Below are 21,743 nucleotides of genomic sequence, written 5' to 3'. Positions count from 1 at the left end.
GAGTCACCATGCCGCACTTCATTGCTGAATGTACCGACAACATCCGCGAAGAGGCCGACCTGCCGGGGCTGTTCGCCAAAGTGAACGAGGCGCTCGCCGCCACGGGCATCTTCCCGCTCGGCGGTATCCGCAGCCGCGCCCACTGGCTGGACACCTGGCAGATGGCCGACGGCAGGCACGATTACGCCTTTGTGCATATGACGCTGAAGATTGGTGCCGGGCGCAGCCTGGAGAGCCGGGAAGCCGTGGGGGAGATGCTGTTTGGGCTGATCAAAACGCACTTCGCGGAGCTGATGGCCGCCCGCTATCTGGCGCTGTCGTTCGAGCTCGACGAGCTGCACCCGACGCTCAATTACAAACAAAACAACGTGCACGCGTTGTTTAAGTAATACCGTCCCCTCTCCCTTTGGGAGAGGGTTAGGGTGAGGGGATACCTCTGCGGCCCGATGCCCTCACCCCGTCCCTCTCCCACGGGGAGAGGGAGAAAAAAACATAAAACAGGATATCGCCATGCTCGACAAACATACCCATACCCTGATCGCCCACCGCCTGCATCAGGCGGAACAATCCCGGGAGCAGATCCGCGCGATCTCGCTGGAGTACCCGGAGATCACGATTGAAGACGCTTACGCCGTCCAGCGCGAATGGGTCAGCCTGAAGATCGCCGAAGGCCGCGTGCTGAAGGGCCACAAGATCGGCCTCACTTCTAAGGCGATGCAGGCCAGCTCGCAGATCAGCGAGCCGGACTACGGCGCGCTGCTGGACGACATGTTCTTCCACGACGGCAGCGACATCCCCGTGGATCGCTTTATCGTCCCGCGCATCGAAGTGGAGCTGGCCTTCGTGCTGGCGAAGCCGCTACGCGGCCCGAACTGCACGATCTTCGACGTCTACAACGCCACGGATTACGTGATACCCGCGCTGGAGCTGATCGACGCCCGCTGCCACAACGTCGACCCGGAGACCCAGCGCCCGCGCAAGGTCTTCGACACCATCTCCGATAACGCCGCTAACGCGGGGGTGATCCTCGGCGGCCGTCCGATTAAGCCCGACGCGCTGGATCTGCGCTGGATCTCCGCCCTGCTCTACCGCAACGGCGTGATCGAAGAGACCGGCGTAGCCGCAGGGGTGCTCAACCACCCGGCCAACGGCGTGGCGTGGCTGGCGAACAAGCTGGCGCCGTACGACGTGCAGCTTGAGCCGGGGCAAATCATCCTCGGCGGCTCCTTTACCCGCCCGGTGCCCGCCAGCAGAGGCGACACCTTCCACGTGGACTACGGCAATATGGGCTCCATCAGCTGCCGCTTTGTTTAGGAGAGGACCATGCAAAATGCATTTAAAGCGGCACTGAAAGCGGGCCGTCCACAAATCGGTTTATGGCTGGGGCTGACCAGCAGCTACAGCGCGGAGCTGCTGGCCGGAGCTGGCTTCGACTGGCTGCTGATCGACGGCGAGCACGCGCCGAACAGCGTGCAGACCGTCTTAACCCAACTGCAGGCCATCGCCCCTTATCCGAGCCAGCCGGTGGTCCGCCCGTCGTGGAACGATCCGGTGCAGATCAAACAGCTGCTGGACGTGGGGGCACAAACCCTGCTGGTGCCGATGGTGCAAAACGCCAAAGAAGCCCGTCTGGCGGTACGTTCTACCCGCTACCCGCCCGCGGGCATCCGCGGCGTCGGCAGCGCCCTGGCGCGCGCCTCGCGCTGGAACCGAATTCCGGATTACCTCCAGCAGGCTAACGACGCCATGTGCGTGCTGGTGCAGATCGAAACCCGCGAGGCGCTGAAAAATCTGCCGCAGATCCTGGACGTGGACGGCGTCGACGGCGTGTTTATCGGCCCGGCGGATCTGAGCGCCGACATGGGCTTTGCCGGTAATCCGCAGCACCCGGAGGTGCAGGCCGCCATTGAGCAGGCGATCGCGCAGATACGCGCCGCCGGTAAAGCGCCCGGCATCCTGATGGCGAACGAGCAGCTGGCAAAACGCTACCTTGAACTCGGCGCGCTGTTTGTCGCCGTCGGCGTCGACACCACCCTGCTCGCCCGCGGCGCAGAAGCGCTGGCGGCACGCTTTATCGAACAACCGGTTACGTCAGTTAATAACAATAAATCCGTCTACTAAACGTAAGATCTGGAGCGCACCATGACGACCTCTACCCTGCAAACCCATGATAATAAAGCTGTTGAACATCGCGCCATTAACAAGCTGTTCCGACGCCTGATCGTCTTTCTCTTTATCCTGTTTGTCTTTTCGTTTCTCGATCGCATCAATATCGGCTTTGCCGGGCTGACGATGGGTAAAGATCTGGGCCTTACGTCGACCATGTTTGGCCTGGCCGCGACGCTGTTTTACGTCACCTATGTGCTGTGCGGGATCCCGAGCAACATCATGCTGGCGAAAATCGGCGCGCGGCGCTGGATCGCCGGGATCATGGTGGTGTGGGGCATCGCCTCCACCTGCACCATGTTCGCCACCAGCCCTGAAACGCTCTACGTCCTGCGCATGCTGGTAGGCATTGCCGAAGCCGGCTTCCTGCCGGGGATCCTGGTCTATCTCACCTGGTGGTTCCCGGCCTATCACCGCGCCCGCGCCAATGCGCTGTTTATGATCGCCATGCCGGTGACCATGATGCTCGGCTCGATCCTCTCCGGCTATATTCTGGCGATGGACGGGCTGTGGAACCTGAAGGGCTGGCAGTGGCTGTTCCTGCTGGAGGGGCTACCGTCGGTGGTGCTTGGCGTGGTGACCTGGTTTTACCTCCACGACACGCCGGATCAGGCCACCTGGCTGGACGACGACGAAAAGCAGGCGCTGAAAACGATGATCGCCCGTGAGCAGGAGGTCGCCATTGCCCAATCCGTCACGCCGCGCTCGACGCTGCGCGAAGTGCTGACCCCGGCGGTGCTGCTCTACACGCTGGCCTACTTCTGCCTGACCAACACGCTCAGCGCAATCAACATCTGGACGCCGCAGATCCTGCAAAGCTTTAACACGGGGAGCAGCAATATCGTCATCGGCCTGCTGGCGGCGATCCCGCAGTTTTGTACCATTCTCGGGATGATCTGGTGGAGCCGACGCTCCGACAGGCTGAAAGAGCGAAAAAAGCACACCATCCTGCCGTACCTGTTCGCCGCGGCGGGATGGATGCTGGCCTCCGCGACGGATCACAGCCTGATCCAGCTGCTTGGCATCATTATGGCCTCAACCGGATCCTTTACCGCCATGGCCATATTCTGGACCACGCCGGATCGGGTGATTAGCCTGCAGTCCCGCGCGGTGGCGCTGGCGGTGATCAACGCCATTGGCAACGTGGGTTCTGCCGTCAGCCCATTGCTGATTGGGATCCTGCGCGACGCGACCGGCAGCTTCAGCTCCGGGCTGTGGTTCGTGGCCGGGCTGCTGGTGGTCGGCGCGCTGGTGCTGACGCGCATTCCGATGACGCAGCGGGATCAACAGAGGAACGATCATGTGCCAGAGCCCCATCGCCAACATTGATATCAGCAAGGAGTACGACGAAAGTCTGGGCACCGACGATGTGCACTACCAGTCGTTCGCCCGCATGGCGGCCTTTTTTGGCCGCGACATGCAGGCGCATCGTCACGACCAGTATTTTCAAATGCACTTTCTCGATACCGGGCAGATTGAACTCCAGCTCGACGATCACCGCTACTCGGTGCAGGCCCCGCTGTTCGTCCTGACGCCGCCGTCGGTGCCGCACGCGTTTATCACCGAATCCGACAGCGACGGGCACGTGCTGACGGTGCGCGAGGATCTGATCTGGCCGCTGCTGGAGGTGCTCTACCCCGGCACGCGGGAAGCGTTTGGTCTGCCGGGGATCTGCCTCTCGCTGGCCGACAGGCCGGACGAGCTGGCGGCCCTGAAGCACTACTGGCAGCTGATTGCCCGGGAATCCACGGAACAACTGCCGGGGCGCGAGCATACCCTGGTTCTGCTGGCGCAGGCGGTCTTTACTCTGCTGCTGCGCAACGCAAAGCTCGACGACCACGCTTCAGGCGGAATGCGCGGCGAGCTGAAGCTGTTCCAGCGCTTTACCCAGCTGATTGACGCGCACTACCACCAGCACTGGACGGTGCCGGAATACGCCAGCGAGCTGCACCTGACCGAATCACGCCTGACCGATATCTGCCGCCGCTTCGCCAACCGTCCGCCAAAGCGGCTGATCTTCGACCGGCAGCTGCGTGAAGCCAGACGTCTGCTGCTCTTTTCCGACAGCGCGGTGAGCGAGATTGCCTGGCAGCTGGGGTTTAAGGATCCGGCTTACTTTGCCCGTTTTTTTAACCGCTTAGTGGGGTGCTCGCCGAGCGCGTATCGGGCGCAGAAAGTACCGGTGTCGTAATTCCCCGGTGGCGCTACGCTTACCGGGGCTACGGTCCGTAGGGCGGGTAAGCGCAGCGCCACCCGCCGAAAAGCCGCACAGATCACAAAACCACATCCCACCCGAAAAGTACCCGCCGTTGTCCCAAACGTCCCTTCACGTTACGCCCCTCTCAGGCTTCAATTAAACAACAAAAACAAAACATAAATTTAACAAACCCTATTCCGATACGAGGTCCCTATGAAGCCTGAAGATTTCCGCGCTGATGCCAAACGTCCGTTAACCGGCGAAGAGTATTTAAAAAGCCTGCAGGACGGTCGTGAGATTTACATCTACGGCGAGCGCGTCAAAGACGTCACCACCCATCCGGCGTTTCGCAACGCGGCGGCCTCTATCGCACAGATGTACGACGCGCTGCACAAGCCGGACATGCAGGATACCCTCTGCTGGGGCACCGACACCGGCAGCGGCGGCTATACCCACAAGTTCTTCCGCGTGGCGAAAAGCGCCGACGACCTGCGCCAGCAGCGCGACGCCATCGCCGAGTGGTCACGCCTGAGCTACGGCTGGATGGGCCGCACGCCGGACTACAAAGCCGCGTTCGGCTGCGCGCTCGGTGCCAACCCGGCCTTCTACGGCCAGTTCGAGCAGAACGCCCGTAACTGGTACACCCGCATTCAGGAAACCGGCCTGTACTTCAACCACGCTATCGTTAACCCGCCGATCGACCGTCACAAACCGGCGGACGAAGTAAAAGACGTCTACATCAAGCTGGAGAAAGAGACCGACGCCGGGATCATCGTCAGCGGCGCGAAAGTGGTGGCAACCAACTCGGCGCTGACCCACTACAACATGATCGGCTTCGGCTCCGCACAGGTGATGGGCGAAAACCCGGACTTCGCGCTGATGTTCGTCGCGCCGATGGATGCCGAAGGCGTGAAGCTGATCTCCCGCGCCTCTTACGAGATGGTGGCAGGCGCAACCGGATCCCCGTACGACTACCCGCTCTCCAGCCGCTTTGACGAGAACGATGCGATCCTGGTGATGGATCACGTGCTGATCCCGTGGGAAAACGTGCTCATCTACCGCGATTTCGACCGCTGCCGTCGCTGGACGATGGAGGGAGGCTTCGCCCGCATGTACCCGCTGCAGGCCTGCGTGCGTCTGGCGGTGAAGCTCGACTTCATCACCGCCCTGCTGAAAAAATCCCTGGAGTGCACCGGTACCCTGGAGTTCCGCGGCGTGCAGGCGGATCTCGGCGAAGTGGTGGCCTGGCGCAACATGTTCTGGGCGCTGAGCGACTCCATGTGTTCCGAAGCCACCCCGTGGGTCAACGGCGCGTATCTGCCGGATCACGCCGCGCTGCAAACCTACCGCGTCATGGCGCCGATGGCCTACGCCAAGATCAAGAACATCATCGAACGTAACGTCACCTCCGGGCTGATCTACCTGCCCTCCAGCGCCCGCGACCTGAACAACCCGCAGATCGACCAGTATCTGGCGAAATACGTGCGCGGCTCCAACGGTATGGATCACGTTGAACGCATCAAGATTTTGAAACTGATGTGGGATGCCATCGGCAGCGAGTTTGGCGGTCGTCACGAGCTGTACGAAATCAACTACTCCGGCAGTCAGGATGAGATCCGCCTGCAGTGTCTGCGCCAGGCGCAGAGCTCCGGCAACATGGACAAAATGATGGCAATGGTCGACCGCTGCATGTCCGAATACGATCAGCACGGCTGGACGGTGCCGCACCTGCACAACAACACCGATATCAACATGCTCGACAAGCTGCTGAAATAGCGCAGCGGGAGGTTGCAATGCATTCAGATGAACAACGCCTGCGTTTTCGCGACGCGATGAGCAGCCTGTCGGCTGCGGTTAATGTGGTCACCACCGAGGGCGAGGCGGGCCGCTGCGGTATCACCGCCACCGCCGTCTGTTCGGTGACGGACACGCCGCCCTCGATCATGGTGTGCATCAACGCCAACAGCGCCATGAACCCGGTCTTTCAGGGTAACGGCAGGCTGTGCGTCAACGTGCTGAACCACGAGCAGGAGATCATGGCTCGCCATTTCGCCGGGATGACCGGCATGGCCATGGAGGAGCGCTTTGCCCTCTCCTGCTGGCAGAAAGGCCCGCTGGCGCAGCCGGTGCTAAAAGGCGCGCTCGCCAGCCTGGAAGGGGAGATAAGCCAGGTGCAAACCATCGGCACGCATCTTGTTTATCTCGTTGAAATTAAAAACATCATCCTCAGTGAAGAGGGCCACGGCCTGATCTATTTCAAACGCCGCTTCCACCCCGTGATGATGGAGCTTGAAGCAGCCGTTTAATCCCTTCCCGCGCTGACCTTTCTTCAGTCAGCGCGGCTTTCTACAAAAAACCCCTAAGGTTTCCGCTAAAGCACGCCGTTATATAACCATAAGAGAAATTTTCTGTGCCTGAATACTGACACCCCGTGTCAGTGCTACCCGCATCATTCAGCGCCGACCCCAATATACAGGAAGACCTTATGGCTAAATCGACGCGGAGCCGCTCGGCTGAACGTCTGGTCGATATTCTGGTTGAGCTACATTTACACGGTGTGGTAAACCGCAGTGCGCTCATGGATAAATTTAAAATTACCGAGCGCACTGTCTACCGCGATTTAAATGCACTCTCCCCGATTGTTGAACATACCGGAAATGGGCTATATCGGCTCATTCATTCAGCGCAATCTCCCGGCTCGCAAGGACTGCACCACACCCTTGCTAACTTCCTGAATGCTGATAACTTTTTTCCCGATCGTAATACCGAATTTTGGCAGAAACTCGAAAACCGCGTTGATGAAAATCATATTCTTATTCTTGGCAACGACGCTGAGCACACCGTACACCGTGATATTGGTCGTTATTTACCGAAAATTGAGAAATCGATTAAAAACCATAATGTTTGTCAGATCGTTTATAAAGGTAAAACCCGTCTGATTAATCCTTACAAACTCATTAACAAAAAAAATATATGGTATTTACAAGCCACCGAAAATAGCAGGTTAAAATCCTTTTCGCTGAGCCAGATTCGCTGGATGGATATTCAGGGCACGACATTTATTCCTGAAGAGAGCGTGATTGAACTACTGGAAAAAAGTCTCGATCCCTGGGTCTCTGAAGATACTTTCGAAGTGAAAATATTTATCAACGATAATATTTCCCATTACTTTATGCGACGCGATCTCCTGCCGGAACAAGAGCTGCTGGAAGACCATCACGATGGCGTCACGCTCCGCTGTCAGGCAGCACATGAGAACCAAATTTTGCCGCTGCTTTTGTACTGGCTGCCAAATATTCACATTTTAGAACCTGCCTGGCTGAGGGAAAAGCTGGTGACGACCCTGACAACCTATCTGGCTGAGTGCACCGCATAGCTAACTGCGTGATCGCAATCACATATTTTCTCCCTCCGGCGGCGAGCCTGAACCACTCGCCCTCACCTTTGACCGCTCACCCATCACTTTCAACCACTCACTCATTTACCGTCCTTTACACGCGCGAGGATCTGGCACGATCGCTCCAGCATTAATCAATACCTCCTCACAACGAACCCTGACCCTTTTTTCTTTACATAAAAAACCAGGTCTTACTATGGATACTAAAAAACTACTGAAGCACGTGCCCTGGGCCTTACTCGGGATCCTCGGCGCTTTTTGTCTGGCGGTTGTCGCATTACGCCGGGGCGAACACGTAAGCGCCCTGTGGATCGTGGTCGCGTCCGTTTCCGTCTATCTTGTGGCTTATCGCTACTACAGCTTGTACATCGCGCAGAAGGTCATGAAGCTCGACCCGACACGCGCCACGCCGGCGGTCATTAACAATGACGGCCTGAACTACGTGCCAACCAACCGCTACGTGCTGTTTGGCCACCACTTTGCCGCTATCGCCGGCGCAGGCCCGCTGGTCGGCCCGGTGCTGGCCGCGCAGATGGGCTACCTGCCGGGTACCCTGTGGCTGCTCGCTGGCGTAGTGCTGGCAGGTGCGGTGCAGGACTTTATGGTGCTGTTTATCTCTTCTCGCCGTAACGGTGCCTCTCTGGGTGAGATGGTCAAAGAAGAGATGGGCCGCGTGCCGGGGACTATCGCCCTGTTCGGCTGCTTCCTGATTATGATCATCATCCTCGCGGTGCTGGCCCTGATCGTGGTGAAAGCGCTGGCCGAAAGCCCGTGGGGCGTCTTCACCGTCTGCTCAACCGTGCCGATTGCGCTGTTCATGGGTATCTACATGCGCTTCCTGAGACCGGGACGCGTGGGTGAAGTGTCGGTGATTGGTATCGTGCTGCTGGTGGCCTCCATCTACTTCGGCGGCGTGATTGCGCACGACCCATACTGGGGCCCGGCGCTGACATTCAAGGACACCACCATTACCTTCGCGCTGATTGGCTATGCGTTTATCTCCGCGCTGCTGCCGGTCTGGCTGATTCTGGCCCCGCGTGACTACTTGGCGACTTTCCTGAAAATCGGCGTTATCGTCGGTCTGGCGATCGGTATCCTGGTGATTAACCCGGACCTGAAAATGCCTGCGGTAACGCAGTACATCGACGGCACCGGCCCGCTGTGGAAAGGCGCACTGTTCCCGTTCCTGTTCATCACCATCGCCTGCGGTGCGGTCTCTGGCTTCCACGCCCTGATTGCCTCCGGTACCACGCCTAAGCTGTTGGCGAACGAGAAAGATGCGCGTCTGATCGGCTACGGCGCAATGCTGATGGAGTCCTTCGTGGCGATCATGGCGCTGGTTGCAGCCTCCATTATCGAACCGGGTCTGTACTTCGCGATGAACACCCCGCCTGCTGGCCTCGGCATTACCATGCCAAACCTGCACGAGATGGGCGGTGACAACGCGGCGCTGATTATGGCGCAGCTGAAAGACGCAAGCGCACACGCGGCGGCGACCGTCAGCTCCTGGGGCTTCGTGATTTCGCCTGAGCAGATCATGCAGACCGCGAAAGACATCGGCGAACCGTCCGTGCTGAACCGCGCCGGTGGCGCACCGACGCTGGCCGTCGGTATCGCGCACGTGTTCCACAAAGTTCTGCCGTGGGCGGACATGGGCTTCTGGTACCACTTCGGTATTCTGTTCGAAGCGCTGTTCATCCTGACCGCGCTGGACGCCGGTACCCGTGCGGGCCGCTTCATGCTGCAGGACCTGCTCGGTAACTTCGTGCCGTTCCTGAAGAAAACCGACTCTCTGGTGGCGGGCATTCTGGGTACCGCGGGCTGCGTCGGCCTGTGGGGCTACCTGCTGTATCAGGGCGTTGTCGACCCGCTCGGCGGCGTGAAGAGCCTGTGGCCGCTGTTCGGTATCTCTAACCAGATGCTCGCAGCCGTTGCTCTGGTGCTCGGTACCGTGGTCCTCGTGAAGATGAAACGCACCAAATACATCTGGGTCACCGTGGTACCTGCGCTGTGGCTGCTGCTCTGCACCACCTGGGCGCTTGGCCTGAAGCTGTTCAGCGCCAACCCGCAGCTGGAAGGCTTCTTCTTCATGGCTAACCAGTACAAAGAGAAGATTGCCGCAGGCGGCGCGGATCTGACCGCGCAGCAGATTGCCAACATGAACCACATCGTGGTGAACAACTACACCAACGCGGGTCTGAGCATTCTGTTCCTGGTGGTGGTGTACAGCATCATCTTCTACGGCATCAAAACCTGGATGAAGGTGCGCAACGCCGACGATCGTACGGATAAAGAAACCCCGTACGTGCCGGTGCCGGAAGGCGGCGTGAAGACCTCTTCACACCATTAAAAAAATGGCGGGTGGCGCTACGCTGACCCGCCCTACACAGAAACTGTAGGCCCGGTAAGCGTAGCGCCACCGGGCTTTTTCTGTCTGGAACCCACAATGTTTGGTAACTTAGGCGAAGCAAAAAAATACCTCGGTCAGGCGGCAAAAATGCTGATTGGCATTCCGGACTATGACAACTACGTTGAGCATATGAAGACCAACCATCCGGATAAGCCGTACATGACCTACACCGAATTCTTCCGCGAGCGGCAGGAAGCGCGCTACGGCGGAAGTGGAGAAGGCGGCGTCCGCTGCTGCTAAAGGAGAGACCATGACCCCGATTGCCGTTACCCTGCTGACCGGTTTCCTCGGCGCCGGTAAAACCACCCTGCTGCGCCACATCCTGAATGAACAGCACGGCTTCAAAATCGCCGTTATCGAAAACGAGTTCGGCGAAGTCTCCGTTGACGACCAGCTGATTGGCGATCGCGCCACCCAGATCAAAACCCTCACCAACGGCTGCATCTGCTGTACCCGCTCTAACGAGCTGGAAGACGCCCTGCTGGACCTGCTCGACAGCCGCGATCGCGGTGAAATCGACTTTGACCGTCTGGTGATCGAGTGCACCGGCATGGCCGACCCGGGGCCGATTATTCAGACCTTTTTCTCGCACGAGATCCTCTGCCAGCGCTATCTGCTGGACGGTGTCATTGCCCTGGTCGATGCGGTCCACGCCGACGAGCAGATGAACCAGTTCACCATCGCCCAGTCTCAGGTGGGCTACGCCGACCGCATCCTGCTGACCAAAACCGACGTGGCGGGCGAAAGCGATAAGCTGCGCGAGCGTCTGACCCGCATTAACTCCCGCGCGCCGGTTTACACGGTGACGCATGGCGACATCGATCTGTCTCAGCTGTTCAATACCCACGGCTTTATGCTGGAAGAGAACGTCACCGCAAAACCGCGCTTCCACTTTATGGGAGACAAGCAAAACGACGTGGCGTCGATTGTGGTGGAGCTGGACTATCCGGTGGACATCGGTAAAGTTTCGCGCGTGATGGAGAACCTGCTGCTGTCGTTTGCCGACAAGCTACTGCGCTACAAAGGGATGCTGTGGATTGACGGCGAGCCGAACCGCCTGCTGTTTCAGGGCGTACAGCGCCTGTACAGCGCCGACTGGGACAGGCCGTGGGGCGATGAACCGCCGCACAGCGTGATGGTGTTTATTGGCATCCAATTGCCGGAAGAGGAAATTCGGGCGGCGTTTGCAGGGCTGAAGAAATAGCCTCCCCGCTTAACTATGCGCTCCGAACAATCCCCTCTCCCCTGTGGGGAGAGGGTTAGGGTGAGGGGGATACTTATTTCACCGCCTCCGGCAGCGTCACAATCCACAGCTCGCTGTCAGACTCCGGCTTCTTCAGCGGCTTCACGCTGAGCGTGGTTTCCACCGGTTTATCATCCAGCGTCAGCTTGCCTTCCGCATTCACCCGATAATCCTTGAGCTTCTTGCCCTCGACCGGATTTTGCATCGCCACCTTCACGCCAAAGTCGTTATCGTTCGCCACCGCAAGCGTTTTGCTGTCGATCAGCGCCAGCCCTTCGGCCTTCTCCTGCTGCCAGCCGAGCGCGCGCAAATCAACAACCTGCGTTTTTGCAGCAAGCGTTATGCCGCGCTGCGCCAGGGTTTTCTCATCATCAAACTCCGGGTACTCGCCCGGCTTGTCAAAGGCGCTCAGGTCGCTCGCCTTACTGAGATCCACCTTATAAATCAGGTTACGCATCCCATCGTTTTTATCGCTTCCCTGCTCAATCAGCAGAATGTGCTGGTCATCGAGCGCCACGATGTCACCGATTTTGGCGTCGCTGTTTTTGCTGTAGGCCGCGCTGTCGATAGGGTAACCGTACATCGCGGTTTTCCCGGTCGCCGGGTCGAAGCTCACCAGACGCGTAAACAGCGCCTGCTTTTTGCTCTTACCGTCAATATCCAGCGTACTTTGTACGGCGGCGATAATCCGCCCGTCCGGCATGCGGGTCAGGCCTTCAAAGCCCCGATTCGCCTGGCGCCATTTGATAATGTTTGGCAGACCGCCCGCGATGGATTTCTCCCCTTCCGCCGCCTGCGGCCCGTGGATCGCCAGGATCTTCCCTTTGCTGTCGACGTTAATCAGGAACGGGCCATACTCGTCGCACAGCCAGTAGCCGCCTTTGCCGTCCGGCGTGATGCCTTCCGTGTCCAGCCCGCGGTTGTCGCCCTTCAGAATGTTTAGCGTGTCGCTGAATGCCACTTCATTGGTGGAGCCAATCACGCCGCTTTGCAGCGGCAGACCGTTAATCTCGCCTTTATCGTCATGCAGCGGACGGGCATCCGTTGCCTCTGCCTTGCCGTTCTGGACGCGAATGGTCATCAGCAGCGGCGCGAAATCTGGCGTGACAAATATTTTGGCTTCGTTTTTACCTCTTTTTGGCGCATCGGCGTTGGGACCGCGATCGGTCACGGTCGCAAAGGTCAGGGCGTCCCCCTGTTTGCCGGTAAACAGCAGGCCAGAGCCAATCCCTACCGGGAGTCCGTTCGGAAACGCGCTGGCAAACGCGCCGCTGTATTTCACATGCGAGCCTTCAGGGAAGCTGACGATATAGCGCTCTGCGGTAGGTTGTGCCGCCACGGCAGAGAATGAGAGCGCACAGCCCACGAGTACAGGAATGATTTTTCTTTTCATGTTGTTAGCATCCAGTTAGTGAAGCCAACACCGTAATGAAGAAACGTGTCAGAAAAATGACATGAAAGGACGACGGATCTGCACAAAATTACGTATAGCAACCACCAGAAATGTAAACCTCTGTCTTTATCTGTGACAACTGAAACACTTTTGGAAATTATTAGAAACTCAATTAATTCATCTCAAATGGCTTTCTTTGCCTCGTTCAGTTGTCGTTTAGCCAAAAATCTAAACTGTTCCTAAACGCGAATTTATTTGTCATTGACGACCTTCTAAACAAACAATTTGGCAACAGATAAAGATTAAACCCCCAACAAAAACAGCATAAAACTGCGATAGATATCACATTTGCAGTCATAAACATCCGTTGTTAAGGTGCCCTCAGATTAATTTGATAACGAGGAACACTCATGAAAAAGCTTAACGTACTTATCCTTTCCGCTCTGACCGCGGTATCTGGCTCCGCACTGGCAATGGGCGGCAGCATTGAGCAGGGTAAAAACTTTACCAACCTGAATGTGGAAATGGGTAAATCTACCTCCGGCCTGTATACCGAAGGCAACTGGCTGAAAAATACCGATGACGGCACCACGACCGGTGGCGTAGGTGCAGGCTACAACGTTGAAGTCGGCCCGGTGATGTTGAACGCAGGCGCTAAGGCTCTCTACGTTGGCCCGAAAAAAGGCGATAACGGCGTGGCGTTCCCAATCGGTGGCGGCGTGAGTGTTGCCCTGACCGACAGCATTAACGTGTTCGGTGAAGGTTATGTGGCACCAGACGGCCTGAACAACAGCGTGAAAAACTATGTTGAAGCTAACGGCGGCGTAAGCTGGACCCCAATCAAACCGGTTACGCTGAAAGTGGGTTACCGCCACGTGAGCGTTGACGGCAAAGATGGTCGTCCAAACCATACCCTGATTGACGGTGCGTACGTGGGCGGCGGCGTGAGCTTCTAAGGCTCCGCAAAGTGCATAAAAAAACCTGCCATCCGGCAGGTTTTTTTATGGTTGAAATTACTTACGCACCACCACCAGCTTCTGGTTCACAAACTCTTTGATCCCCAGATCCGACAGCTCGCGCCCGTAACCGGACCGCTTCACGCCGCCAAACGGCAGTTCTGCCGCGGTATCGGTGAGCCAGTTGATGTACACCATCCCGGTCTCAATCCGCGACGCCATTTTCTTCGCACGCTCAATATCCTGGCTGAACACCGCGCCGCCCAGACCGTAGTGAGAGTCGTTCGCCAGCGCAACCGCCTCGTCGTCGCTTTTCACGACGTACATCTGCGCTACCGGGCCGAAGAACTCCTCGAAGTACGCCGGGTTGTCGCGGGAGATATTCGTCAGGATCGTCGGTTCGAAGAAGCTCCCGTCACGCTGTACGGGCTTGCCACCATGGTGCAGCGTCGCGCCGTTTTTCACCGCCTCGTTAACCTGTTTGGTCAGCGTTTCGAGCGCGTCTTTAGACGACAGCGGCCCCAGCGTGGTGGTTTCGTCCAGCGGATCGCCTATCTTCACCTGCTTAAACGCCTCGGTGAATTTGCTCAGGAACGTATCAGCAATCTTCTCGTGCAGGATAAAGCGCTTCGCCGCCGTACAAACCTGTCCGGCATTGTTGAGCCGTGCGTTAACGCCGATCTTCACGGCTTTATCAAGGTCGGCATCGTCCAGCACCACGAACACATCGTTACCGCCCAGTTCGAGCGTAGATTTCTTGATGTGCTTTGCCGCCTGCGCCGCTACAACGCTGCCCGCTTTTTCGGAACCGGTCAGCGCCGCCCCCTGCACACGATCGTCGGCAATAATATTCGCCACCTGATCCGAAGAGATAAACAGGTTGGTCCATGCCCCTTCCGGTGCTCCCGCCTCGCGCACTAGGTGGGCAAAGGTTTCGGCGCAGTGCGGCACGATGCTGGCATGCTTGGCGATCACCGGGTTACCCGCCGCCAGGTTTGGCGCCAGGACGCGCATCAGCTGGTAGTACGGAAAGTTCCACGGCTCAACGGCCATCAGCACGCCGATGGGGTGGTGCTCCACCCAGGCTTCACCGAGTTCTGAATCATATTTCACCGGCGCCAGGAACTGCTTCGCGTTGTCGGCGTAGTAGCGAGCGATCTGCGCGCACAGCTTCACCTCGCCGCGACTCTGTTCGATGAGCTTACCCATCTCCTGGCTGGCGATTTTCGCCAGATCCTCCACGCGCGCGTCGATCAGGTCGGCAAGCTTATGCAGCACCGGCAGGCGCTGGCTGATGTCGCCTTTCGCCCAGTCCGAATGGTAAAGCGCATCGGCCGCCTTGAGCGCCGCTTCGATATCCGCATCGGTATGTGAGGGGTATTCTTTGATGAGCTGGTTAATGGCAGGATTTACTGTCTGATAAGCCATGTCGAATCTCCTTGTTTTACCGCTTAGGGTATTAAGGGTAGTCAACATGACTGGCTGTGGGCGTAAAGTTGGGTATATCCGGAAGGTTCTTAATGAAGCGCTGCCAGAGGGTTCGCTGACGTGGTATAAAAAACCTTCAGAAGGAGCGCCCATGACCGATACCCGACACGTCCGTCAGACTTTTCACCGCGCCTCAGGCCTTGAGCTGCGCAGCACCTGGCAGAGCACGCAGGCGTACAAACGCCATAGTCACCCTCAGCTTTCCATCGGCGCGATTGTGGAGGGCCAGACCTGCTGCGTGTGTCACGACAGAGAGTACATCCTTCATCCCGGGGATCTCATTGTGATCCCGTCCTGCGCGCCGCACAGCTGCAACCCCGTCGCCGGGCAACCGCGCAGCTACCATATGCTCTATATCGACACAGAGCTTCCTTTGGCGCTACAGGTGATTCGTAGCCCTGACCTGTTTGCCCAGTACCTGGACGTTGTCGAGACGCTGTCTTCAGCAGCCCTGGATACGCTGCTTTCTGCCCTTCCCCACGGCACAGATAACGCAGATGCGCTTCGTTCAACCAGCCAGCAGGTTCAGGCGGCATTTCTTTCCGACCTTGCTGCACCACCTTCGCTTGACGAGCTTGCTCAACGCTTTTCGCTGCGCAAGGAGACGCTGATTCGCACCTTCAGACAGGACACCGGCCTGACGCCGGGCAGCTTCCTCAACATCTCCCGCGTGGAATACGCCAAAGCGCGGCTGCGCGCCGGGGATGATATTGCCGACGTTGGCTACCAGAGCGGTTTTGCCGACCAGAGCCATTTTCATAAGACCTTCGTGAGCTATACCGCCGCCACGCCGCGCCAGTACGCCACGGGCCGATCAATATCAGACAATAAATAGGTTCTGCCGCGCCGTACTCTGACCTCAGATTGTTAACTGAGGTCGCTATGGAACTGTTATTCCCTTCCGCTTTTCTCGCCCTGGCGCTGGCGCACTTTGTTGCCCTGCTAAGCCCGGGCCCGGATTTCTTCCTGCTGGTAGGCTACGCCGCGCGCTATCGGGTGCGCGGCAGCGCTGGATTGTGCTTCGGCATCGCCGCAGGCAACGGGGTGTACATCCTACTGGTGATTCTCGGCTGGAGCGCGCTGCGCCAGTTTACGTGGCTGTTTACGCTTATCGAGCTTTGCGGGGCGCTGTACCTGCTGTGGATCGGCTCGCATCTGGTGCGCAGCCGCCCGCAAGCGCTGGCGCTGAATGAGACCCAGCAGCGCTTTCCCTCGCTGCGCAAGCAGATCCTGCTGGGGCTCGGATCGGCGCTCCTTAATCCGAAGAATGCGCTGTTCTATCTGGCGCTGATGACGGCGCTGCTGGGGCCGGACGTCACGCTGCTTCAGCAGTCGACCTGCGGCGTCTGGATGGTGCTGGTGGTGCTGGTGTGGAATCTGGCGCTGGTGTCGCTGATGGGGCTGCCCGCGGTCCAGCAGAGGCTCAGCCGTTCGCTGTGGTGGATTGAGCGCACGGCAGGGGTGGTGCTGATGGGGTTTGGTGGGTGGGTGCTGTGGCGGTTGCTGGAAATTATACGCTGAGATAGCGGGCAGCCTGACGCCGCCCGTTGCTTATTTTTTGTTTTGATCGCGCAGCATTGCTTCACGCAAAATGGCATTGAGCCTCGTCTGGTAACCTTTTCCAGGCCGTTTAAGCCACTCCATCACGTCAGCGTCGATACGTACAGACGCCTGAGTTTTGAGTGGTCGATAGAACTTCCCTCGCACCGCACCTGACCAGTGTTCATCCTCCGTGGCAGGGATATCGCTGTAATCAATCTCTGCTTCCGATTTTTCGGCTAGTGCTTTGAGCTCAGCCTCACGACGAGTACTAACCTCAGGCGCACTACCGCGTTTATGTTTAACCATGCTCATAACGGCTCCTCTCTTTACGGTCCGCCTTTCGTGCGCTAATGATTCGAATGACTTCGTCACCACTTTCAAAACGTACCGTGTGTGCGACCATAATGACAATTAGACCATGTACAAGGCCAATGGTCTGCCAACGGAACTCTCCATTTTCATGCCGATCCTGCAAAGATAAATGGTAAGGATCGTCAAACACCAGAACAGCCTCTTCAAAGCGGATCCCGTGCTTAATGAGATTGCTTTTCGCTTTGTTGGTATCCCATTCAAACTCCGTTGGCATAGTGTACCCTTCCTTTATTGTATATACAAAAAAGCATATACAAAACGTTCATAAATTAAACCAGTCGACATCGTTCAATTTCAATTTCTGAAGGCGCATTCCAGAAGCTGAAACGCGAAGCTCCTTCTCCTTCTTTGCACTTTCCCCTCACAACCCTCTATTCTTAACCCATGGAAAAACATACCGAACTCAAACGCGCCAAGCTTCTCGCGCTGTCGCTGCTGCTGATTGCTGCCGCAGCGTTTATCACCACCCTGTTCCTGCCGCAGACCTTCTGGGTGCGCGGCGTGAAGGCCATTGCCGAGGCGGCGATGGTCGGCGCGCTGGCAGACTGGTTTGCCGTGGTTGCGCTGTTTCGCCGGGTGCCCATTCCGTTTATTTCGCGTCATACGGCGATCATCCCGCGTAATAAGGACCGAATCGGCGACAATCTCGGCCAGTTCGTGCAGGAGAAGTTTCTGGATACGCAATCGCTGGTGGCGTTGATCCGCCGCTATGAACCGGCAAAAATGATCGGCACCTGGTTCAGACAGCCGGATAACGCGCAGCGCGTCGGGCAGCATTTGATTCAGGTGATGAGCGGTTTTCTGGAACTCACCGACGACGGGCGCATTCAGCGATTGCTCAAACGGGCGGTGCATAAGGCCATCGATAAGGTCGATCTCACCGAAACCAGCGCCGTCATGCTGGAGAGCATGACCAAAAACAACCGCCACCAGGTGCTGCTGGATGCGATCATCAACCGCCTGATTACCTTGATTCAGCGGGAGAGCACGCGGGAATTTATCTCTGACCAGATAGTCCACTGGCTGAAGACCGAACATCCGCGCAAAGCGATGGTACTGCCCACCGAGTGGCTGGGCGATCAAAGCGCGGAGATGGTGTCGAACGCGGTGAATACGCTGCTGGACGATATCAGCCACGACCGCACGCACCAGATCCGCCAGGCATTTGACCGCGCTACGCTGAAGCTTATCGACAACCTGAAAACCGATCCGGAGATGGCGGCGAAAGCCGACAACATCAAGCACTACCTGAAAAACGATGAGGCGTTTAACCGCTATCTGGGCGAGATGTGGGCTGACCTGCGCCAGTGGCTGAAAGCGGATATGCAGAGCGAGGATTCCCGCATGAAGCAGCGCGTTGCTAATGCCGGTCAGTGGTTCGGTGAAACGCTGACAAACGACGTTAACCTGCAGGCTTCGCTGAATGAACATCTGGAGCAGGCCGCCCATCGCGTCGCACCGGATTTTGCCGCGTTCCTGACGCGCCACATCAGCGACACGGTCAAAAGCTGGGACGCCAAAGACATGTCCCGCCAGATAGAGCTGAACATCGGTAAAGATCTGCAGTTCATCCGCGTCAACGGTACGCTGGTGGGCGGGACGATTGGCCTGATCCTGTTTTTACTCTCGCAGCTGCCTGCCGTGCTGGGGCATTAGTCTGCTTTAGGCGGCGCGATGAGGTAACGCGTCGCCTCAAAGCGGTTAAGGATCAGGTGCACCAGAAATACCATCGTCAGCGTTGCTACCAGCGAAAAGGTGACGGACGTGATGCGATAGAGATCGCTGAACACCAGGTCAGTGTCAGGATGCATGTTCTGCCCGAACATAATGCCGATGGTGGTAATACTGGAAAACCCCACGCCCGCGCCCACCTTCTCCATCACGTGCAGGCGCGCGCCAAACGCCAGCCCGAGGCCAATCAGGGGCATCATCAATAGCATATGGCTGCTGTGATCGTAGAGGATCAGCTGCACCACCAGAATATAGAGGCAGCCCAGCACCACGCCGACCACGCGCCAGATAGAGCTCATCACCGAACCGCGGTAGTGCATGGGGAACAGAATCAAAATCCCCGCCATCAGCGCGGAGAGCGAATCGCTTAAGTCGCTAATCTGGAACACCACGAATATCAGCGTCGCGACGGTGCCGGAGAGCAGCGATTCGTGGCGCACGCGAGCATCGTCTTTCTCAATCAGCGGCGGCGGCTTGCGGGGCTCCACGTCCGGCAGCAGATAGTTCATCAGCGCGCTCAGGCACACCGCCATGATGCTCGCTTCGATGTTGGAAAACAGCAGCGTGTGCCAGTTGGTAGTGGGGTAGCTCATAAAATTGAGCATCACGCTCTGGCATACCACACCCATTGAGCCAAACAGAAACAGCGGCCCCTTGCTCATAAAGCGAAAACGCATCACGTACAGGGCAAACACCACCAGCGTCATGATGACCGGCCATTGCGACAGATAGCCGATGATGAAGATCATTTCGACGCAGTTAAGCGCGGCGCTGAAGATAAACTGCTTCGCCACGTGGCGGTTAAACACCGGCACCAGCGACAGCAGCATGATCGGGTAGACCACAAAAAACACGCCGTAGCTGGTGTTGTAGAAGCTGGAGATGCTGAGCGCAATCATCCCGGCAAAGACGATGCGCAGGGTCTGGCGAAAGTCGTTTGCCGTGTAGACGATATTGCCGTGCGGGGTAAACACCCGCGCCAGGGTGCTAATAGACATAGTGAAGCAGGCTCACCAGGTGGATCTGCATCCCGGAGAAGAAGCGCGCAAACGGCCCCTCGCTGTTATAGAGCTGCACGGTGGCGCGTGCGCCGGTCGGCAGATGCTTCGGCAGCGCCTCATCCAGCGCGACGTGAATGCGCATCCGCTGGGCATCGCGCACCCAGCGGTTGGAGGTCTCCGGTTCGGAGAGTTCACCGTTAACCGCTTCTTGTCCGGCGAGGATCCCCGCGTCGCTGCTGGTCACGTGGGCGCGGAACACCTGTCCCGGGAAGGCGTCAAACACCACAGCGGCGTCGGTGCCCTGATGGGTGTGGCGCAGGCTCTTCTCGCGGAAATCGGCGACGATATCGGTCTGGTTGTTCACCAGCGCCAGCGCGGCTGAGCCGGACGAAGCGTAAAAGCCAGGGCTTAACTGTAAGTTACTCACCGTGCCGTCCGCTTCTGCGTAAACTTTCGTCCAGCCGAGATTCAGCTCCGCGTCATCCAGCGCGTTGCGGTATTTTTGCAGCGTCACGTTGCGGTGCTCGTCTCGCTCGCCGCGCTGAATACGCAGGTTATGGATGTTGGCCTGAATGGAACTGACGGACTGCTCGCTGCTCTGCCAGGTGGTACGGACCTTATCCAGATCCGCCTGCGAGACGTTCTGCAGGGTGCTCAGCTTCTGGTAGCGGTCGAAAGTCACTTTGTCGTTACGCGCGGTCAGCACGGCGGTTTTCAGGCTGGCCTGCGCGGAGGCGATCTGCGCATCCAGCTGTTCGTTAGACAGACGTGCCTGCTCAAGCGCGATTTGCGCAGCTTCCACTTTGTTGCGAAACGGCGTGTTGTCGAGTTCAAACAGCAGATCGCCTTTCCTCACCTGGCTGTTGTTGTGGACATGTACCGCCGCCACATAGCCGGAGACGCGCGGAGAAACCGGCGTTACCACGCGCATCACGGTGGAGTCCGGCGTCAGCGGGATCCAGATATCCGCGACGATAAAGTAGACAAACATCAGCAGGAAAGAGGCAATACTCACCCTTACCCAGCGGGCAAACTTTTGTTCAGGAGTCATTATTTTTCGGTCTTGTTATCTTCTTCGCGGATTGTCCGCAAATTGCAGGCGATTTGATTTAACGTGGCGCTGAAAATCTCGATATGTTCCGGCGCGATGTTTTGCGATACGCGCGCCTGATATGTCTCAATCACCTGAGTGAGCCTTTTTAATATGGCTTTTCCTTCAGGCGTCAACGTCAGAAGCCGGATGCGCTTGTCATAAGGCGATACGGCGCGCAGCAGGTAACCCTGCTTTTCCAGCTGTGTCAGGGTGCGCATCAGCGGCGGCAGTTCAATGCCCTGCACCTCCGCCAGCTCAGTCATGGAGACGTTATCCCCGAGCTGATGAAGCTGCATCATCACCGTCCAGCTCGACTGGGTTAACCCGGTATCGAGAATGGCATCGTCGATGACGGCACGCCACTGGCGCACGATCATCGCCATCCGCATACCCATCGGCCTGCGGCAGAACAGTTCTTCTTCACTCATGGGGAAACCTCTCGTTACACGCGGTCACGATAATAGTTATCAGGGTAAGTATCAAGAAACGAGAGATGAAAGAGCAGGAATTGCGAAAACGGTGTTCTTACTCTCCCTGTGGGCTGAGGGATCCCCACAAAATAATGTCTGCACTGACGGCCCCCTCTCCCTTGAGGGAGAGGGCTGGGGTGAGGGGAACATACGGCTCTGGTGGTCATTCCGTTCACTTTATGTTCCTTGCTACTCTGTAACGACATGACCGGTGAACGTGCCAGGGTGGCTCAATCTGCACTGAACCCCGTTTCCTGGACACCTTTATTCTTTTGTTTTTTCTG

The 21,743-nt window shown here is 57.7% G+C and carries 22 protein-coding genes; 15 read left to right on the top strand and 7 right to left on the bottom strand.

What is annotated here, in order from left to right; all coding sequences use genetic code 11:
* Positions 1–8: 8 nt before the first annotated feature.
* The 11 genes from KW829_RS14680 (at position 9) to yjiA (ending at position 11,374) form a co-directional block, all read left to right on the top strand.
* Positions 9–389 carry a 5-carboxymethyl-2-hydroxymuconate Delta-isomerase gene (locus KW829_RS14680; RefSeq protein ID WP_218308499.1) on the top strand — a complete coding sequence of 127 codons (381 nt, stop codon included), beginning with the start codon at positions 9–11 and terminating at the stop codon, positions 387–389.
* A 121-nt stretch (positions 390–510) separates the two neighbouring features.
* The gene (gene hpaH, locus KW829_RS14675; protein ID WP_042717304.1) at positions 511–1,314 is read left to right on the top strand and encodes a 2-oxo-hept-4-ene-1,7-dioate hydratase; all 804 of its coding nucleotides are present in this window, start codon (positions 511–513) and stop codon (positions 1,312–1,314) included.
* Between the two features lie 9 nt (positions 1,315–1,323).
* Positions 1,324–2,121: a 4-hydroxy-2-oxoheptanedioate aldolase gene (gene hpaI, locus KW829_RS14670; protein WP_218308498.1), complete on the top strand. Its 798-nt coding sequence runs from the start codon at positions 1,324–1,326 to the stop codon at positions 2,119–2,121.
* 21 nt (positions 2,122–2,142) lie between these two features.
* On the top strand, positions 2,143–3,495 hold the full coding sequence (gene hpaX, locus KW829_RS14665) for a 4-hydroxyphenylacetate permease (RefSeq protein ID WP_218308497.1): 1,353 nt from the start codon (positions 2,143–2,145) through the stop codon (positions 3,493–3,495).
* On the top strand, positions 3,467–4,357 hold the full coding sequence (gene hpaA / locus KW829_RS14660) for a 4-hydroxyphenylacetate catabolism regulatory protein HpaA (protein ID WP_042717310.1): 891 nt from the start codon (positions 3,467–3,469) through the stop codon (positions 4,355–4,357). The genes hpaX and hpaA overlap by 29 nt, the downstream gene beginning before the upstream one ends.
* A gap of 219 nt (positions 4,358–4,576) precedes the next feature.
* The gene (gene hpaB / locus KW829_RS14655) at positions 4,577–6,139 is read left to right on the top strand and encodes a 4-hydroxyphenylacetate 3-monooxygenase, oxygenase component (RefSeq protein ID WP_010427196.1); all 1,563 of its coding nucleotides are present in this window, start codon (positions 4,577–4,579) and stop codon (positions 6,137–6,139) included.
* 17 nt (positions 6,140–6,156) lie between these two features.
* Complete coding sequence (locus KW829_RS14650) at positions 6,157–6,669, top strand: 4-hydroxyphenylacetate 3-monooxygenase reductase subunit (RefSeq protein WP_108417169.1); 513 nt, start codon at positions 6,157–6,159, stop codon at positions 6,667–6,669.
* Positions 6,670–6,848: 179 nt separating this feature from the next.
* On the top strand, positions 6,849–7,739 hold the full coding sequence (locus KW829_RS14645; protein WP_108417170.1) for a YafY family protein: 891 nt from the start codon (positions 6,849–6,851) through the stop codon (positions 7,737–7,739).
* A gap of 217 nt (positions 7,740–7,956) precedes the next feature.
* Positions 7,957–10,110: a carbon starvation CstA family protein gene (locus KW829_RS14640; protein WP_218308496.1), complete on the top strand. Its 2,154-nt coding sequence runs from the start codon at positions 7,957–7,959 to the stop codon at positions 10,108–10,110.
* Between the two features lie 96 nt (positions 10,111–10,206).
* The gene (locus tag KW829_RS14635) at positions 10,207–10,410 is read left to right on the top strand and encodes a YbdD/YjiX family protein (protein WP_003856610.1); all 204 of its coding nucleotides are present in this window, start codon (positions 10,207–10,209) and stop codon (positions 10,408–10,410) included.
* A 10-nt stretch (positions 10,411–10,420) separates the two neighbouring features.
* Entirely contained in the window at positions 10,421–11,374 is a 954-nt protein-coding gene (gene yjiA, locus KW829_RS14630) for a GTPase (protein WP_218308495.1), read from the top strand.
* A gap of 73 nt (positions 11,375–11,447) precedes the next feature.
* Here yjiA and KW829_RS14625 read toward each other — a convergent pair whose 3' ends face one another.
* The gene (locus KW829_RS14625) at positions 11,448–12,806 is read right to left on the bottom strand and encodes an esterase-like activity of phytase family protein (protein ID WP_010427207.1); all 1,359 of its coding nucleotides are present in this window, start codon (positions 12,804–12,806) and stop codon (positions 11,448–11,450) included.
* A 410-nt stretch (positions 12,807–13,216) separates the two neighbouring features.
* Here KW829_RS14625 and KW829_RS14620 point away from each other — a divergent pair, with 410 nt between their 5' ends.
* The gene (locus tag KW829_RS14620) at positions 13,217–13,762 is read left to right on the top strand and encodes a YfaZ family outer membrane protein (RefSeq protein WP_218308494.1); all 546 of its coding nucleotides are present in this window, start codon (positions 13,217–13,219) and stop codon (positions 13,760–13,762) included.
* 57 nt (positions 13,763–13,819) lie between these two features.
* Here the strand turns inward: KW829_RS14620 and KW829_RS14615 are convergent, their stop codons facing one another.
* Positions 13,820–15,190: an NAD-dependent succinate-semialdehyde dehydrogenase gene (locus KW829_RS14615; protein WP_218308493.1), complete on the bottom strand. Its 1,371-nt coding sequence runs from the start codon at positions 15,188–15,190 to the stop codon at positions 13,820–13,822.
* 151 nt (positions 15,191–15,341) lie between these two features.
* Between KW829_RS14615 and KW829_RS14610 the strand changes: the two genes are divergently transcribed.
* On the top strand, positions 15,342–16,085 hold the full coding sequence (locus tag KW829_RS14610; RefSeq protein WP_218308492.1) for an AraC family transcriptional regulator: 744 nt from the start codon (positions 15,342–15,344) through the stop codon (positions 16,083–16,085).
* A 47-nt stretch (positions 16,086–16,132) separates the two neighbouring features.
* Positions 16,133–16,771, top strand: coding sequence for a LysE family translocator (locus KW829_RS14605; RefSeq protein ID WP_218308491.1), 639 nt, complete (start codon positions 16,133–16,135; stop codon positions 16,769–16,771).
* 30 nt (positions 16,772–16,801) lie between these two features.
* Here KW829_RS14605 and KW829_RS14600 read toward each other — a convergent pair whose 3' ends face one another.
* Both KW829_RS14600 and KW829_RS14595 read right to left on the bottom strand, forming a co-directional pair.
* The gene (locus KW829_RS14600; RefSeq protein WP_218308490.1) at positions 16,802–17,104 is read right to left on the bottom strand and encodes a BrnA antitoxin family protein; all 303 of its coding nucleotides are present in this window, start codon (positions 17,102–17,104) and stop codon (positions 16,802–16,804) included.
* The gene (locus KW829_RS14595) at positions 17,091–17,378 is read right to left on the bottom strand and encodes a BrnT family toxin (RefSeq protein WP_010427219.1); all 288 of its coding nucleotides are present in this window, start codon (positions 17,376–17,378) and stop codon (positions 17,091–17,093) included. The genes KW829_RS14600 and KW829_RS14595 overlap by 14 nt, the downstream gene beginning before the upstream one ends.
* Positions 17,379–17,548: 170 nt before the next feature.
* Here KW829_RS14595 and KW829_RS14590 point away from each other — a divergent pair, with 170 nt between their 5' ends.
* Positions 17,549–18,820 carry a DUF445 domain-containing protein gene (locus KW829_RS14590; protein WP_218308489.1) on the top strand — a complete coding sequence of 424 codons (1,272 nt, stop codon included), beginning with the start codon at positions 17,549–17,551 and terminating at the stop codon, positions 18,818–18,820.
* On the opposite strand, the gene KW829_RS14585 is transcribed toward KW829_RS14590, so the two are convergent.
* Genes KW829_RS14585 through KW829_RS14575 form a run of 3 tightly spaced genes read right to left on the bottom strand, consistent with a single transcriptional unit; the run spans position 18,817 to position 21,417 of the window.
* Positions 18,817–19,893 (bottom strand): DUF2955 domain-containing protein, encoded by a 1,077-nt coding sequence (locus KW829_RS14585; RefSeq protein ID WP_042717330.1) that lies wholly within the window; start codon positions 19,891–19,893, stop codon positions 18,817–18,819. The two genes, KW829_RS14590 and KW829_RS14585, sit on opposite strands and share 4 nt — an antisense overlap.
* The gene (locus KW829_RS14580) at positions 19,883–20,950 is read right to left on the bottom strand and encodes an HlyD family secretion protein (protein ID WP_029484942.1); all 1,068 of its coding nucleotides are present in this window, start codon (positions 20,948–20,950) and stop codon (positions 19,883–19,885) included. The genes KW829_RS14585 and KW829_RS14580 overlap by 11 nt, the downstream gene beginning before the upstream one ends.
* A complete protein-coding gene (locus KW829_RS14575; RefSeq protein ID WP_010427227.1) occupies positions 20,947–21,417 on the bottom strand; it encodes a MarR family winged helix-turn-helix transcriptional regulator in 471 nt (156 codons plus the stop codon). The genes KW829_RS14580 and KW829_RS14575 overlap by 4 nt, the downstream gene beginning before the upstream one ends.
* Between the last annotated feature and the right edge of the window lie 326 nt (positions 21,418–21,743).

This window comes from Enterobacter sp. ENT02, assembly GCF_019219165.1.
Lineage (GTDB): Bacteria > Pseudomonadota > Gammaproteobacteria > Enterobacterales > Enterobacteriaceae > Enterobacter > Enterobacter mori.
Note: the sequence above shows the minus strand (reverse complement) of the source record. Positions and strands in the feature narration are given on the sequence as shown.

Excerpts from the sequence above, each read along its gene's own strand:
- KW829_RS14585 (WP_042717330.1), bottom strand. The coding sequence starts at position 19,893 with ATGTCTATTAGCACCCTGGCGCGGGTGTTTACCCCGCACGGCAATATC.
- KW829_RS14590 (WP_218308489.1), top strand. The coding sequence starts at position 17,549 with ATGGAAAAACATACCGAACTCAAACGCGCCAAGCTTCTCGCGCTGTCG.
- KW829_RS14625 (WP_010427207.1), bottom strand. The coding sequence starts at position 12,806 with ATGAAAAGAAAAATCATTCCTGTACTCGTGGGCTGTGCGCTCTCATTC.
- KW829_RS14615 (WP_218308493.1), bottom strand. The coding sequence starts at position 15,190 with ATGGCTTATCAGACAGTAAATCCTGCCATTAACCAGCTCATCAAAGAA.
- KW829_RS14640 (WP_218308496.1), top strand. The coding sequence starts at position 7,957 with ATGGATACTAAAAAACTACTGAAGCACGTGCCCTGGGCCTTACTCGGG.
- KW829_RS14600 (WP_218308490.1), bottom strand. The coding sequence starts at position 17,104 with ATGAGCATGGTTAAACATAAACGCGGTAGTGCGCCTGAGGTTAGTACT.
- KW829_RS14575 (WP_010427227.1), bottom strand. The coding sequence starts at position 21,417 with ATGAGTGAAGAAGAACTGTTCTGCCGCAGGCCGATGGGTATGCGGATG.
- hpaB (WP_010427196.1), top strand. The coding sequence starts at position 4,577 with ATGAAGCCTGAAGATTTCCGCGCTGATGCCAAACGTCCGTTAACCGGC.
- KW829_RS14620 (WP_218308494.1), top strand. The coding sequence starts at position 13,217 with ATGAAAAAGCTTAACGTACTTATCCTTTCCGCTCTGACCGCGGTATCT.
- KW829_RS14610 (WP_218308492.1), top strand. The coding sequence starts at position 15,342 with ATGACCGATACCCGACACGTCCGTCAGACTTTTCACCGCGCCTCAGGC.
- KW829_RS14635 (WP_003856610.1), top strand. The coding sequence starts at position 10,207 with ATGTTTGGTAACTTAGGCGAAGCAAAAAAATACCTCGGTCAGGCGGCA.
- KW829_RS14605 (WP_218308491.1), top strand. The coding sequence starts at position 16,133 with ATGGAACTGTTATTCCCTTCCGCTTTTCTCGCCCTGGCGCTGGCGCAC.
- yjiA (WP_218308495.1), top strand. The coding sequence starts at position 10,421 with ATGACCCCGATTGCCGTTACCCTGCTGACCGGTTTCCTCGGCGCCGGT.
- hpaH (WP_042717304.1), top strand. The coding sequence starts at position 511 with ATGCTCGACAAACATACCCATACCCTGATCGCCCACCGCCTGCATCAG.
- KW829_RS14595 (WP_010427219.1), bottom strand. The coding sequence starts at position 17,378 with ATGCCAACGGAGTTTGAATGGGATACCAACAAAGCGAAAAGCAATCTC.
- KW829_RS14650 (WP_108417169.1), top strand. The coding sequence starts at position 6,157 with ATGCATTCAGATGAACAACGCCTGCGTTTTCGCGACGCGATGAGCAGC.
- KW829_RS14680 (WP_218308499.1), top strand. The coding sequence starts at position 9 with ATGCCGCACTTCATTGCTGAATGTACCGACAACATCCGCGAAGAGGCC.
- KW829_RS14645 (WP_108417170.1), top strand. The coding sequence starts at position 6,849 with ATGGCTAAATCGACGCGGAGCCGCTCGGCTGAACGTCTGGTCGATATT.
- hpaX (WP_218308497.1), top strand. The coding sequence starts at position 2,143 with ATGACGACCTCTACCCTGCAAACCCATGATAATAAAGCTGTTGAACAT.
- hpaA (WP_042717310.1), top strand. The coding sequence starts at position 3,467 with ATGTGCCAGAGCCCCATCGCCAACATTGATATCAGCAAGGAGTACGAC.
- hpaI (WP_218308498.1), top strand. The coding sequence starts at position 1,324 with ATGCAAAATGCATTTAAAGCGGCACTGAAAGCGGGCCGTCCACAAATC.